The sequence below is a fragment of the Pseudomonas sp. URMO17WK12:I12 genome (assembly GCF_000514395.1).
In the GTDB taxonomy this organism is placed as follows: Bacteria; Pseudomonadota; Gammaproteobacteria; order Pseudomonadales; family Pseudomonadaceae; genus Aquipseudomonas; species Aquipseudomonas mucoides.
The window spans coordinates 92613-106650 of sequence record NZ_AZVV01000008.1 but is presented as its reverse complement, the minus strand read 5'-3'; the positions used below and the strand labels follow the sequence as shown (position 1 = coordinate 106650).

The 14038-nt window shown below is 58.8% G+C and carries 10 protein-coding genes; 6 read left to right on the top strand and 4 right to left on the bottom strand.

Annotated elements, in window-relative coordinates:
• Positions 1 to 928: 928 nt before the first annotated feature.
• Positions 929 to 2275, bottom strand: a complete 1347-nt coding sequence (locus D882_RS0111330; protein WP_027923344.1) for a DUF1329 domain-containing protein — start codon at positions 2273 to 2275, stop codon at positions 929 to 931.
• Entirely contained in the window at positions 2275 to 4137 is a 1863-nt protein-coding gene (locus tag D882_RS0111325; protein WP_050590181.1) for a DUF1302 domain-containing protein, read from the bottom strand. The genes D882_RS0111330 and D882_RS0111325 overlap by 1 nt, the downstream gene beginning before the upstream one ends.
• Before the next feature lie 532 nt (positions 4138 to 4669).
• Here D882_RS0111325 and D882_RS0111320 point away from each other — a divergent pair.
• Complete coding sequence (locus tag D882_RS0111320) at positions 4670 to 5704, top strand: AraC family transcriptional regulator (protein ID WP_050590180.1); 1035 nt, start codon at positions 4670 to 4672, stop codon at positions 5702 to 5704.
• Between the two features lie 111 nt (positions 5705 to 5815).
• Positions 5816 to 7447, top strand: a complete 1632-nt coding sequence (locus D882_RS01000000131030) for a carboxylesterase/lipase family protein (protein WP_081743944.1) — start codon at positions 5816 to 5818, stop codon at positions 7445 to 7447.
• 141 nt (positions 7448 to 7588) lie between these two features.
• On the opposite strand, the gene D882_RS01000000131025 is transcribed toward D882_RS01000000131030, so the two are convergent.
• Positions 7589 to 8632, bottom strand: coding sequence for an AraC family transcriptional regulator (locus D882_RS01000000131025; RefSeq protein WP_081743943.1), 1044 nt, complete (start codon positions 8630 to 8632; stop codon positions 7589 to 7591).
• Between the two features lie 302 nt (positions 8633 to 8934).
• On the opposite strand from D882_RS01000000131025, the gene D882_RS0111305 reads away from it, so the two are divergent.
• The 4 genes from D882_RS0111305 (at position 8935) to D882_RS01000000131020 (ending at position 13048) form a co-directional block, all read left to right on the top strand.
• Positions 8935 to 10329, top strand: coding sequence for a DUF1254 domain-containing protein (locus tag D882_RS0111305; protein WP_177327606.1), 1395 nt, complete (start codon positions 8935 to 8937; stop codon positions 10327 to 10329).
• Between the two features lie 581 nt (positions 10330 to 10910).
• Complete coding sequence (locus tag D882_RS0111300; protein WP_027923340.1) at positions 10911 to 11099, top strand: carbon storage regulator; 189 nt, start codon at positions 10911 to 10913, stop codon at positions 11097 to 11099.
• 109 nt (positions 11100 to 11208) lie between these two features.
• A complete protein-coding gene (locus D882_RS0111295; protein WP_027923339.1) occupies positions 11209 to 11580 on the top strand; it encodes a TraR/DksA C4-type zinc finger protein in 372 nt (123 codons plus the stop codon).
• 244 nt (positions 11581 to 11824) lie between these two features.
• Positions 11825 to 13048, top strand: a complete 1224-nt coding sequence (locus D882_RS01000000131020; RefSeq protein WP_081743942.1) for a lipase family protein — start codon at positions 11825 to 11827, stop codon at positions 13046 to 13048.
• Positions 13049 to 13526: 478 nt separating this feature from the next.
• On the opposite strand, the gene D882_RS0111280 is transcribed toward D882_RS01000000131020, so the two are convergent.
• A complete protein-coding gene (locus tag D882_RS0111280) occupies positions 13527 to 13859 on the bottom strand; it encodes a hypothetical protein (RefSeq protein WP_155953723.1) in 333 nt (110 codons plus the stop codon).
• Positions 13860 to 14038 lie beyond the last annotated feature (179 nt).

Here is a 14038-nt window from a genome sequence, read left to right as displayed (position 1 = left end):
GCGTTGTTTGCCAGCAGTACTTCTTGCGAAGTACGTTGCTCCATCAACTCGAAGAATTCGTCCACCGGCTTCATGATCTGGGCTTTGAAGGCATGGTATTGCTCGCTGTGCACCAGCTTGCGCGCCAGTGCGAGATCAGGCTCGCCATTGACCGTGTACTGACCCTGGGCATCGACAAACTTGCCTTTGACCGCGTTCATGGCTTTGACTTCGAGTTGTACCAGGCTGTCGGAATTGGCCTGCGCTTCCTTGAGCTTGGCAAACTCCCTGTCCGTAAAGCCGTCCTGTTTCATCAGCGTTTCCAAGGCCACAGCCTCGCCGTCAGGGCGAGGCGTTTCGTTACCCGCGGCGACAAAATCCCAGTAGATGCGGTGATACTCCTTCGGGCGGGGTGCCTTGCCATTGCGAATATCCAGAATCTTCAGATATTCGCGCTCGTATTCCGGGTTCGTCGTCACCACATAGGTGCGGCCCAGACGCGTCAAATCATCGGAACTCTGGCGCAACTCATCGGCGAGCAAGTAAGACTGGTAACGCCTCTCGCTGATCTCGCGTGCCTCCTGGGCCGCCTGTTTGAGCGCCACAAAGGTGTACAGCAGACCTGAGAACGTCGCGGCTATCGCAACCAGCGCGTACTGAATCGCTCTCGAAGTGTTGGCTACTTTCATTTCTACTGTTCCTGGTTTGTAGATTCATATGTCTATAAAGCAGCAATCGCAAAGGCGCGCGGCGCCGTGCCGGAGGAAGGATCCGGGGATGGTACTGAGCGCAGTTATTCGGGTTTGGGAAGGAAGGCCAATCAGGTTGTGGTCATGGCCCGTGGACCTGTTGCTGTTCGGCTCCCGAGTGACTTGCCTCCCCGATGCGGGGATCGCTACCGACAGGCGATCGAAAACAGCGGGCTCACCTGGGTAAGCCCGCTGTTTTTTCACTTGCCCAGACGTCTGATTTCCGCCGGCGTGAAATCGGCTTTGACCATCGGCGCGCCATAGGCGACCTTCTGGTTGACCTCATTGGTCATCTGCGAAACGCCGTAGCGGCCCGAAATCAGGTCGTAGGTGGTCTCGGCAACAGTGGTCGGCACTTGTACGTCGTACAGCATCGCGTAGTGCGCCTCGAACAGACGCCACAGCTCACCGCGACTGTCATACATGTCCGAAGCGAGGATCTGCCAGGAGTCTTCATCGATATAGAAGCGGCGCTTGCCATAGACATGGCGCGCGTCAGGCTTGAGCGTCGCCTCGATTACCCACACGCGGTGCTTTTCGTAGCGCAACGGATCCGTGTTCAGGTGACCGGGCTTGAGCAGGTCAGCGTATTTCAAGGTTTTGCTATTGAGTTTGTAGGCGTTGTATCCCACCAGCAGTTCCTGTTTGCCGATCAGTTTCCAGTCATATCGGTCCGGTGCACCGTTGAAGCCATCGGTGCCGTCACTGGTGATCTGGCCAAAGCTATAGCGCGCGCTGCTGTCATAGGAGACGGTCGGCGCCCGCCGCACGCGACGTTGCCCCGGCAGGTATTGCCAGGCCGCACGCGCTTCTGTCACCTGGTTCATCGGTTCGTGAATCAAGGTGACTTCGCCAGCGTAACGGGAAGGCGTCAGGGTTTGGGCACGATAGAAAAACAGCAGGTTTTCCTGCGGATCAAGGTCCTTGATCCGGTCGCGAAAAGCGGCGACCTGATTGTACGTCACGACCGTGGATTGCCCTTGATCCTGAACGGTTGCCGAGGCGATCTCACGTACGAAGGAACCACCACGGTAACGGGTCAGGTGGTTCCAGAGCACTTCCAGTGGCTCTGTGGGCTCGGCAAAAGGAACGCCGAAACTGTAATTTTTCAGACCATAGCCGCCGTCGGCCAGCTCGACTTTACCCAGGTTCGCCTTCGCTTCATCCTGATCGGTCTTGGGCAGGTTGGCGGTACGATGAGTGGGATACACCGGCATGCGGTAGTCGGGAAAGCGCCCGAACATAGCCACCTGGCCTGGCGTCAGAACGTTCTTGTACTGACTGACATTGTCCTTGGTCACGGTATAGAGCGGTTTTTCGCCCGCGAATGGATCGGCGTAATCACCGTTCGAGCTGACGATGGCGGCGTTGGCGGCGATGCCTCCAGTCCAGGCGGGAATACTGCCGTCGGCATTGGCGGCTTTCTCGGAACCCATGGGTGTCAGTTTCGAGCCAATCAAACCAGGGTCGTCCTGCTTGGCCTGCGCCATGGTGCAGGCAACCATCATTGCCATGACGAGAGGTAATGTTTTTGTGAAGTTTTTCATTAGAAGCTCACCTTGAGGTTCACCGAGGCAAAATCGCGATCATCGATCGTGGAAAATTTGTTGGTACCGAGGAATTCGTTGTAAGCGAACTCCAACGAGTAATCGTTGCGATAGTCGAAGGTCAGTGTCAGGCCGAGCGCCTGTTGACCTTCCTGGAAGTTGGGCCCGTAGCCCTCGACGTCGTGTCGCCAGTTGATGGCCGGCGTGATGACGGTGGCCGGCAACAATTGCTCGTAGGAAAGGCCCGCACGCAGGCGATAGCCCCAGGAAAAATCGGTGTAGATGCCGTCGGTGTTACAGAAATCGGCGTTCATTTGCGCTACCTGGGCCGCGCTCATGCCCCCTGCCCCAGCGCCGACACAAGACGTTGCAACACCTGTGGCAGGCAAGGTGCGACCGAATCCTCCGGCACGACCGAAACGATCGCCGTCGATGTTTTCAATCCAGTTGAAACCCATTTCGCCGGTCAGCGACAGACGATTGGCGCCCATCACATTGGATACCGTATCAACCGCACCGAGGCTGAATTGCCAGATCGGTTTGCGTGCGTAACCCTCGACCTCAGAGCCACGGGCCGCCGCCAATTGGGCTGGGGTCAAAGGCATGATCGGTGTGGTCCCGGAACCGGCCAGCAGCCCGACGAAGTCTGCGCCGTTGAAGGCCAGCGGCATGTTGGGGCGATAGCTCAGCTCGCCAAAGGTGGCGGTGGTGCCAATGACGCCGCTCAGGCTCGCGCCGAACAGCCTGATGTCTTCCGGGTAAACGTTCGAGTAATCGCCGGTATTGATGTTGACGTTAGCCCCGACAGGCGCCTGGCGAGCAATAACCCCCTGAAGCTGCGGTGTACGGCTGTGGTAGTTGATGTAGTACAACCCAAGGTCGGCGTCGTGCAGCGACTCGATGGTGTAATGCATGGCCAATCCGTACTGGCCAGTGTCGCTCGGGTAGTCTGTTGAGGTGCGTTGCAGGTAACGTTCGCGCTGTGCGTTGGCCGCTCCTGCGGCGGGATTGAAGTCCTGCAGGCTTTGAGCAGTGGTACCGGTGCCACCGGCGATCAAGTAATTGTTCTGGCAACCTTCCTGCAGGTTGTCGGCAATGCTGAAGAACGTGCCGCAGCCATCGTATACAGAAGGACGGAAGTTGTACTGCCAGAACCCTTCCAGGCTGACTGAGTCGCTCAGGTCAAAGTTGAAGCTGACCATCTCGACGGGCAACTGCCCTTCCTTGAGTTCAACCCCCGGCCGGTTGAAAGCCGAGACATCCAGGGGGTTGATCACGTTCACACCGTTCTGGATGAACAGCGCTTCGCCCCAACTCAACACTTGATTGCCGACTTTGACGTTCAACGAGTGGTCGGCCACGTTGAAGTCCTTCCAGACATACGCATCCAGCACTTCGAACCCTTGGAATCGGGCCAGGTCCTGCCAGCCGGAGTCATTGAACTTCTCGAAGTCGCCATTTCCGGTTTCCAGAGCGTGGTCATACCAGTATTTGAAGCGAACGAACGCCCCCTGCGAGCCATCGTTCAAATCAAAATCGGTCAGCCCCTTGAACACCGTTGAAATGGTGTCGCCCTTGTTGAAGTTGAGCTTGCCGTTGTCGGCGTTGTAGTTAACGCCAGTGCCGGTTTTCCCGATGCTGGCTGCGTCGGCAGCCGTCATTTGAAATTTGTCGGCATTCTGCAGCGCCCAACTTGTCCCCAGACTGAGCGTTGTGTTGGTGGTCAGCCCCCACTCGTCGTTGACCTGCCAGGTGGTGGCATGGGCGGACTGACAGCCGACTGCGACCCCCAAAGCAAGCAGATGCGGGTAAAGAATCGGTGTTTGACGGCGTGCACTACGGATGGTTGAGACATGCTTCATGTGTTGACTCACCTGTTATTTTTTTATTGGCGATGAGGCTTTCGCGAATCCACCGGGCACTTGGCGTTGCCCGATGGCAGGCGTGAGCTACGCCTGAAGCGAATGCTCGGCGGCCACCATGTGAGTAAACAGGGGTCGTGCATGAGTCATTGGCTGACAAATAGTTTCCCCGCCGCGATCAGACGGCCGAAATGTATTTGCCGATCCGGTCATGGACGCTGGGGAGTGGACAAAGCACAGGGCGGCCAGACGATGACCGGGTTACGGGGAAACTATTTGTCAGTCAATGACTCACCCGCTGCAGGCAAATGAGCGCATCTTGAGCCGGCTTTCACGCGCTGTAGAGCCCGAGTGCTCTATGACAAAAGCATCATCGACTGGAGCGCTGCTCTATATCGCCCCTCGCCTTTTTGCCTGGGGTGTTTTTTTATCAAGCCTGCAAGCGCTTTGATCTCATCCATTGCTGATTGCGCACGCTAACGCGGCCCGGCATGCTGATCATGAATTTTGTCGCTATCAGCAGGCGCAAGCGATGCAAACCATGCCAACCAACCCCGCCACCGCAGCCAGAACCACCCTGGCTTCGATTGCACGTGCCATTGCCAAAACGCTGAAGTCGCAATACGACATCGATCCGTTACCCATGCTGACGGGTCTGGGTTTCGACCCGGCCATCCTGCACGATAATGAGTTGCGCCTGGATCTGACCGATATCACTCCGTTGTGGCTTCGTGCAGTCGAACTCAGTGGTGACGCGAACTTTGGTCTTTGCGTGGCCCGAAACCTTGGCCCCGCCGACCTCTACGGCATTGATCTGGCGCTCTACACCAGCGCTACGATTGGCGATGCCGTTCGACGTTACGTGCTATTTCTTCCATTGATTACAACCGTTACCCGCATGCGGCTGGTCCAGGACGAATCGGGTGACTGGCGAATGGAAACCCGACTCACAGGCGTTCGCGTGCCAGCCGATGCGGCGCGCGACTGCTTCAATTATCACAATGTGAAACTGTTCGAACGCCAATCGGGATTGAAAGCCCCGCAGTTTCTGCGGCGCCTTGAAATTCCGCGCCCGCAGCCATCCGACCCGACACCCTGGCTCAAGCTGGGCATTGCGGTTCTATTCGGACAGGAATGCGCGACACTGGTTTTCAAACGCGAGACCTGGGATAGCCCCCTGCCGGGTGCCAATGCCCGCTGGCTTGCCCGGGTCGAACAACCGATCCTGCAGCACCTGGCCCGGCTTGGCGCCCCTCTGCCGCTGAGTGCCCTGCGCGCGGGCCTGGCCGAAATACTCGGGCAAGAGGTCAGTGCGCAACACCTCGCCAACACCCTGGCACTGCCTGTGGACTGCGTGACGTCATCCTTGATTGCACAAAATACGACCTTCGCGCAGTTGCTCGATCAAACCCGAGAGGCTCAATCCCTGAACCTGCTGGCCATGCCCGACTTGACCCTGGACCAGATCGCCAGCCGCGCGGGGTTCAGCTCCAAGAGCAGCTTGATTCGGGCGTTCCGACGATGGAAAGGCACCACCCCTCTGAGTTACCGAAAACAACTCGATTAACAACGGTCGCCGCTTCATGCCGGTATCGTTTTTGTCAGGTAATGACGTGCCAACTGATGGGAAGCAGCCCAGTATTTCGTCAGTCGTTGTTGAATCAAGGAAAGGCAGGAAATGAAAACTCCATTTTGGGTCTCGGCAGTGCTGGTGGGCGGCTTGCTACCCCTACTGGCAACAGGGGCAACTGACATGCCCGTGTTTCCCGAGCTCGTGAACACCGAGACCGGGTTGTTGAGAGGCGTCGTGAGTGACGATGTGCTCAGTTTCAAAGGCATCCCCTACGCCACACCGCCCATCGGTGAATTGCGCTGGCGAGCGCCGCAACCGCCCAAGGCTTGGGAGGGCGTGAGAGACGCCGACAAGTTCGGCCCCGAGTGCATGCAGGTCGATAAGGTGGCCAAGTCGGAAGATTGCCTGACGGTAAACGTCTGGCGCCCAGCCAGCAATACCGGCGAACCGCTGCCGGTCATGGTCTGGATTTACGGCGGCGCGCTAGTTCACGGCGCCAGCTCACTTTATCCCGCTGATGCCCTGGCAAAACAGGGCGTGATTGTCGTCAGCTTGAACTACCGCATGGGACGCCTTGGATTTTTCGCCCACCCCGCGCAAGAAAACGAGGCCCCCGATGAGCCGCACGGCAACTACGGCTTTCTCGATCAACGAGCCGCGCTTGAGTGGGTGCAGCGCAATATTGGCGCATTCGGTGGCGACCCCAAACAGGTCACCCTTTTTGGCGAATCGGCCGGAGGCGGTTCGATCCTGGTACACCTCACCTCGCCTATGTCGAAAGGATTGTTCCAGCGCGCCATTTTGCAATCGCCGGGCATTCCAACGGCACGCGCAGCGGCCGTGCCATTAACCTCCCTTGAAGATGCCCAACAGCGCGCTCAGGAATACACCCGCTCATTGGGCATTAACGGTGACGGCCCGCAAGCATTGGCCGCGCTGCGCGAGGTGCCGGCGGAAACACTGGTGGAAGGCACTTCGTTACCCCAAGTGCTGGCCGGACTTTCCAACAATGCCTCCGTCAACGGCGTGGTCGGTTCGATTCTCGATGGGCGAATGGTGGTTGAGACACCGGAGCAGGCGTTGGCTGCAGGACACCAAGCGAGGGTTCCGGTACTGATTGGTACGACCGATCGTGAATTGGGAATCGGCGCTGCCACCAGCAAGGACGAACTGTTTGTTCGCTTCGGTAGCGATGCCTCCGAGGCAAGGCACGTGTACGACCCCACTGGCGAGCAGACGCTGGAAGAATTGAAGAGCGATGTCCTGGCCGACGAAACCCTGGTCGAACCCGCCAGGCACCTCGCGGACGAGGTCGCCAAAACCGGTCAGCCGGTCTGGCTGTATCGCTTCGGGTATCTCGCTGAAAGCTTGCGCGGCAAGAGCAAAGGCACGCTGCATGCGATGGAAATCCCCTCCACCTTCAACCTACCAAGTGCCTTGGTCGGCAATGCCGTCACGGCCGATGACAAAGCCATGGGCAACCTCGCCAGCGCCTATTGGACCGCATTCGGCAAAAACGGCAATCCGAATGGCGAAGGCAGACTGCATTGGCCTCAGTACAATCCGGCCGCTGATCAATTGATGCACTTCACCAACGAGGGGGCTGTCGTGGGAACCGATCCTCTGAAGTCGAGGCTGGATCTGGTCGCCATACAACGCACTCGCCAGCAGGCATTGCTGACGCCGGCATGTCTCCCCTCCCCTCAAACCGGTTCAGACGGCTCAGGATTCGAATAGCGCCTTGCGATAAACAAGCGGTGTCATTTCTTTCAAGTGTCAGGTCAATTCCGCAGAAGTCAGCCGGGGATTCGCCCGCCATCCTCGAGCAAGCAGGATGATGCTCGCCCCGTATCAGCGTGAGTCGGTAACTGACGAAAATTAACCCAGCCGCGGGTTTTCTTCGCGCAGTTCGCTGGGCGTGGTGCCATACCAGCGACGGATTGCACGGGTGAAACTGCTGACTTCGCTATACCCCAGACTATCGGCGACCTCGGCAACGGACAGCGTGCTGTCCAGCAGCAGGTCATGGGCCAGATAGCGTCGATGAATATCGATGAGGTCGCTGAAATTCCAGCCGTCGCGAAGCAAAGCCCGATGCAGGGTGCGGGCGGTCATGTGCAAGCGATCGGCCATGTCTTCCAGATTAAGTCCACCGCGCAACTCCTGCAGCATGGCACTGCTGGCCATTTCTATCAGGCTGCCCCTGGCGGTCTGGCAGGCGTAGTCCTCCATGGACTCTTCCAGTGCCAGGCGCACGCTAGAGGGGCCCGCCGGGCGATCGACATGCAGCGCTTGAACATCCAAAAGCATTTCGTCTCGTTGCGCCGAGAAAAACACCGGCCTGTCCGCTAACCGCTCCCAGGGCCCGGGATCGACCGGACGCGGACGCCGCAGATGAATTTCGATAATCGGGTTCGGTGCACACACCCAACTGCGCAGGTGATGAATTTGCCTGGCGCACCAGTAGTCCACCTCCTCCACAGCCGGTCGCAGCTTCGCCGGTGCTTGCAGGCCAAAGCGCAGCGTGTCGCCCTGCTGCTCGAAACGAAGATCAATGTGACTGGCCACCAATGGCCAGAAACGTTGCATGGTTTGCAGGGCCTCCATGCGTGTCGGTGCCAGTTGCATGAGGTAGTTCAAACCGAGCAGCTGACCGAGATCCGCGGGCCTTGCGGCAGCGAGGCCGATGGCAGGGTCATTATCTAACGTACGCGCGCACACCCAAAAATGACGGGAAAGGAACGCTGGCAAACGCAGATAGGGTTGGCGGAACGCCGACAGGGGAAAGTTCCAGCGTTGCTGCAACTCGGACAACGGTATCCCGCGCGACTCCAGCAGGCGGATGCCGGCCAGAACCGTTGAAGGTGAAAGCGAGAGGCGTTTTCGGTGATTGGGATAATTATTTGTCAGCCAGGGATTCATGGTTGCTCGTCTATTGCCTGCATGTTGCTTCAGGGTCGCGCGACTGCGGGACCTCGGGGACTCACTCCCTTCACGCCCAAACAAAAATAACAGGTGAATCAAGGAAATGAAGCATAAATCAACTTGCTGCCCTCAGGTGGGACCGGCACGCCTTCGCGCCATTCCCAACCACAACCATCCACTTAATTCAGCCGACGCCCACTTGTGAGCGGACGGAACGAACCTATTGATTTTCTGTGGAGGGCAAGATGGATTCGAGTAACTGGATGAACCTCAATCCGAGCATGTTCTGCCGGCGCGACATGCTCAAGGCGCTGGCGGTCCTGGGGGCAACGGGTGTCTCGGCCAGCCTGCCCGCTGCGAATCTTTGGGCAAACGCCCTGACATTGGATGAGGACGCGGCCTATCAGCTTGGCATGCAAGCCTACGTGTATGGCTATCCATTGATTTACTTCGCCCGCCTGCGCTACACGCGCATGATGGAAGGCGATCCGATGATGAAGATCCGACAAAACCGGGGGCAGTGGCTACATCGCAATGTACCCGTGACGCCTGAAATCCCCGGAGCTCCGCAAACCGATACGCTGTACTCAACCTTGTGGCTGGATCTGCGTGCGCAGCCTTACATCGTTACCATTCCGCAAATGGACGATCGCTATTGGAGCATGCAGTTCTGCGACTTTTTCGGGTCGACCTTCGGCCTACCCAGCCGCCGCAGCTTTTCCAAAGGCGGGCGCGTAGCAGTGGTCGGTCCCGACTGGAACGGGCTGCTGCCTGTTGGCATCGATCTTGTGCTCAGAGCGAAAATCCCGCAGACATTCAATGTCCTGCGTATGTTCTTCGCCAATAACGACGACCGCCTGAAGGCCATCGACTATCAGAAACGCTTTGTCGTCGCGCCTCTGTCGGATTTCCTCGCCGGCCGGGACGCCGTTCCCGGCGTGGCTGCCGAACTCTCCAGGCCTCCCCTGCCGGCGGAAGATCCGCTGGCCGATTTCAAGGTTCTGCAGGACATGTGGCAGGAGTGCGCAGTTTCGAAAGAAGATGCTGCCGTCGCCAACCGTTTTACCCGCCTGGGATTGGCTCCAGGGCAGCACGGCTTCGAACAGCTCACCCCAGAAGTCCAGAAAGGTCTCAAACGTGCCGAACAGGATGGACGCCAGGCAGTGATCAAGGCTTCGCGGGCGCTCGCCGGGCAGCACACGGCCAACGGTTGGACCTTACCGAAACCCAGCCTGGGCTACTACACCGACAGCGACTATCTCTATCGCGCTTCGGTGGCATTGGCCGGCACCATTGCATTGCCGGTGACCGAGAACCCTTATCACTTACTGCAAATGGATGACTCCGGCGCCCTCCTCAATGGCGACTCACGCTACAGCCTGCATTTCCCGGCTGACCAGATTCCCGATGCCGAGGCGTTCTGGTCGCTGCATGCGTACAACAGCAAATACACGGTGATCGACAATCCGATCAATCGATACGCCATTGGTGATCGCACGACCAGCCTGAAGTATGGCGGCGATGGCAGTCTGGACATTTATGTCCAGGCCGAAGACCCGGGAGAGGACAAGCGTTCCAATTGGTTGCCGGTCAAAAGAGGCGATATTTTCTGGCTGATGGTGCGCGCTTATGAGCCCCGTGGCCTGATGAAAGAGTTGCGTTGGGAGGGGCCGAAGCTGATCAAGCTCGGCTGATCCTTGTGTAACAGAGGGGAAACCGGCCTTGACCGTCATGGCAAGGCCACGCCGACCATGGAATGGTCGGCGTTTTTGTTTATGCCCGAAGTGAGAGTCTCTGCAGTGCAGCAATATCGGGGCCTGCAGGCTTCCCACGCACCTCCATGTGCCACATTTGTACCTGTGCATGTGTTAGTGGCTAACAGGGCGTGTACCGACAGAGTTGTCGGCAGAGGGCGAGCCCTGACCGTAGTGCTGCATTAAGGATTTTCTTACTCGAGCTTGCGGAAAGCCTGCTCCACGCCCCACGGTAAACTTCTGCCGCCGGTGGGTGGCCTCTCGAGCCGTTATTCGGCGAGCTGTTTTCTTGCCGTTACCGGCAGAGGGTGCAGCAAGACCTTTCTGAACTTCACCCTGGGACATATCGGCGCGAATTTCTAATAGTTTCGCGCACCGTTCTACGCGAGTGCAGACTCGAGTCTTATATAAAAATTGAACTGACCATAACGTAACTTTGTGCGGGGATACCGACGTGTGCCCTTGACGCGTTCACGTACGGTGCAAGTTACGTTCTGTTGGTAATGATTACGGAGCATTAGATGCTTGTATTTACGCGAAAGATCAACGAGGAGTTCCGAATTGACAGCATACGGGTGACCGTCACCGGGATGCAGAACGGGGAGATCACGCTAGCAATCACAGCGCCAAAGGACGTCCGTATATACCGTGAAGAAGTGCACGGCAAGATCAAGACCCAAGAGCACCAGAACATCATTGACCGTGATTAATCGAGAACTTATCTCCCGCAGCGCGGCGATTCCACGGGGAGCTCCGCCATTAAATGTCACGCATCGAATATCCGAGAGAAGGGATTTACAAGTGTTGAGTAACGAGTACATGAACCCGGACCAGCTCAAGATCTACTGGACCATGCTTGCTGATCAGCAAGAACAACTGGAAGACCGTGTCGCCGAAGCGCGAACGCTCATTCTGGAGCTCGGGTCGTCGGCCGACCCCGTCGATCTTGCAGTACTGGAAGAAACACGCATTGAAATCCTGCGCCAGATAGACCATGACCAGAACAACCTGAGTGCTATTCGCAAAGCCCGTGAGCGAATCGTGAGCAAGGACTTTGGCTGGTGCATCATCTGTGACGAACCTATTGGCCTGGCGCGCCTGCTGTCACAGCCGATCGCAGAGCGCTGTATCGAACATCAGCACATGTGGGAGAAGCGGTTAGCGCAGATGGCCAAGGGAGCGGCACTGTGACCACTGCGCGGTGGCCGTCCGTCGCGGCCAGCCCGCGAATTCGCGGCGCGTTTAATCGTTTTTTACTGCTATCGGTGCAAGATCAGAAAACCCTGTTCCGATTGCCAGATAGACTGGTGCCTGCATAGAAGCGCACCCGCCACCGCCAGTTGAATTTCCCTCCCCTGGGAGGCTGGCCAGGCTGCGAATCCACTGCGCAAGGCCCTTTCGTGATCCCTGGATCTTCACACGACCGAGGTACTCCATGCCCCACTCCATACGCTTGTTGAGCCTTGCCATGCTGCAGGCCTCCCTATTGATCGCTGCTGCGTCCACATCGCCGCAGACGCTGGCCGCGACGGCGCCGGCCGTCGAGGTGCGCGCACCGGACAGCTTCTACGATCCGCCCGCCAACCCACCCGCCAAACCCGGCGTGTTGCTGCGCAGCGAGCCCCTGGCCGAAGCAAGCCTTCCCGCCGGCATGCGCGGCTGGCGCATCCAGTACAGCACCTCGGTGGACGACCACACCCCGGCCACCGCCGTGGCGACCGTCTTCGCGCCGACCGAGATGCCGGCCGGACCGCGCCCGGTGATCACTTGGGAACACGGCACTACAGGCCTGGTGCAACGCTGCATGCCGTCACTGATCTCGGTGCCGACTGAGGGCATTCCCGCCCGCGACAAGATCGTCAAGGCCGGCTGGGTCGTGGTGGCGACCGACTATTCGTTCACCGAAAAAGGCGGCCCGCACCCCTACATCATCGGCGAAGGCGAAGCCCGCGCGGCCCTCGACGCCACCCGGGCGGCACGGCAGATGCCCGAATTGAGCCTGGACGAGCGCACCGTGGTCTGGGGCCACTCGCAGGGCGGCCACTCGGCGCTCTGGACCGGCATAGTCGCGCCGCGCTACGCACCAGACGTGAAGGTGCTGGGCGTGGTCGGCATCGCCCCGGCGGCGAACATGAAGGACATCCTGGAAAACAACGTTGCGGTGAACAAACGTCTCGGCCCGTACATCGCCCAGGCCTACAGCCGCTTCTACCCGGACGTCAAATTCGACCAGGCAATCCGCCCCGAGGCGCGCGTCGCCGCCCATGAGATCGCCGGGCTCTGCGGCTTCTTCCCACCGCAGGATCCACAGCGTATCCAGGCGCTCACCACGACCTTCGAAGGTCCGTCGCTGAACCTGCCGGCGGACAAGGCCCTTGCGGCCCGGCTGGAGCAGAACACTGCCAACCAGCCGATCCCCATGCCGGAACTGATCATCCAGGGCCTCGCCGACCCGGTGGTGCTGCCGTCGATCACCCAGCGCTACGTCGACGAACGCTGCAAGGCCAGCCAGCGCCTGGAGTACTGGACCGTCGCCGAACGTGACCACGGCACTATCGTACGCCCGGGAACCCCGCTGGAGCAGCCGCTGATGGACTGGACCCAGGCACGTTTCGACGGCAAGGCGCAGGCTCAGGGCTGCTCGACCAAACCGTTGTAACGACCGCGGGCCTCTGCCTGACCCGAGCACTACCGACCGGCCCCTTCGCGGGCCGGTTTTCTTTTCCGCCGCAGGGTATTCCGGCCAGCGCCAAGGGCGCGCCGCTCAGGGCAGCCAATCCTCGGCCAACGCTGGCGCTTCATTGCCCTTTGAACCTAGACGACCGCCCCGCTACTTCGCGCGCCACGTCCAAATCCATGGCCGGCTTTGGTCACCCTAATAAACAAAGGCGCACATGCGCCCCGTGTATTGGCCGGAAGACGCCCAGCCGGCCGCCGACGCAGGCTATGGCGACGCAGAGCGCTGGCTATTCGCCTAATTAGCGATATTTCAGAACGAACTGGGCCATCGCACTCGCTCGCCCAGGGACAACCTGGTCGCCAATCTGAATGTAACGCCTCCCAGATTCAGGTCGTTGCGCCCCTCGGGAGTGATTGCAATCAGCCTCATCGGCTGCCCCAGGTAAACAGGCGTAGTGTTATCGGGCGGGTGCATCTACACCCCGACACCTTGAAGACAGGTTCAATATCCCGGCAGCGGCATCCTGAACATTGACGGTATCCACGACCATTTCTACCGCCATATCGCTATCGCAGTTCAGCGCAATGGTGAAACCTACATTGGGGTCGACGCTCCCCACACCTGCCAGACTGCTCGTATCAACGCGTCTCAGATCCACACTTACTTCTGGCTCCAGCAAGGTACAGGACCTTGCTGAAAGGGTAAGTGCGTTGGCGCCTACGTAGACGCAGATGTAGAAATCTTCCGGTCGCCCTGCAACAAGGCCATCATCGATCCGCATTGTATTCAAGCAGTTGCTCCTTCGGCAGTTGATAGAACCCCAGCTTCAATTCGGCGGCCGCCACATACCACACCAGCACATCGAGCCCGAGCGATCAGGTTTAGTTTTGCAGTTCGCCGCAGGGGGAAATCTGGATCCAGCCCGTCGTATTCACAGGGGTATATGAACTCGCCTTCGGGCCCCTCATC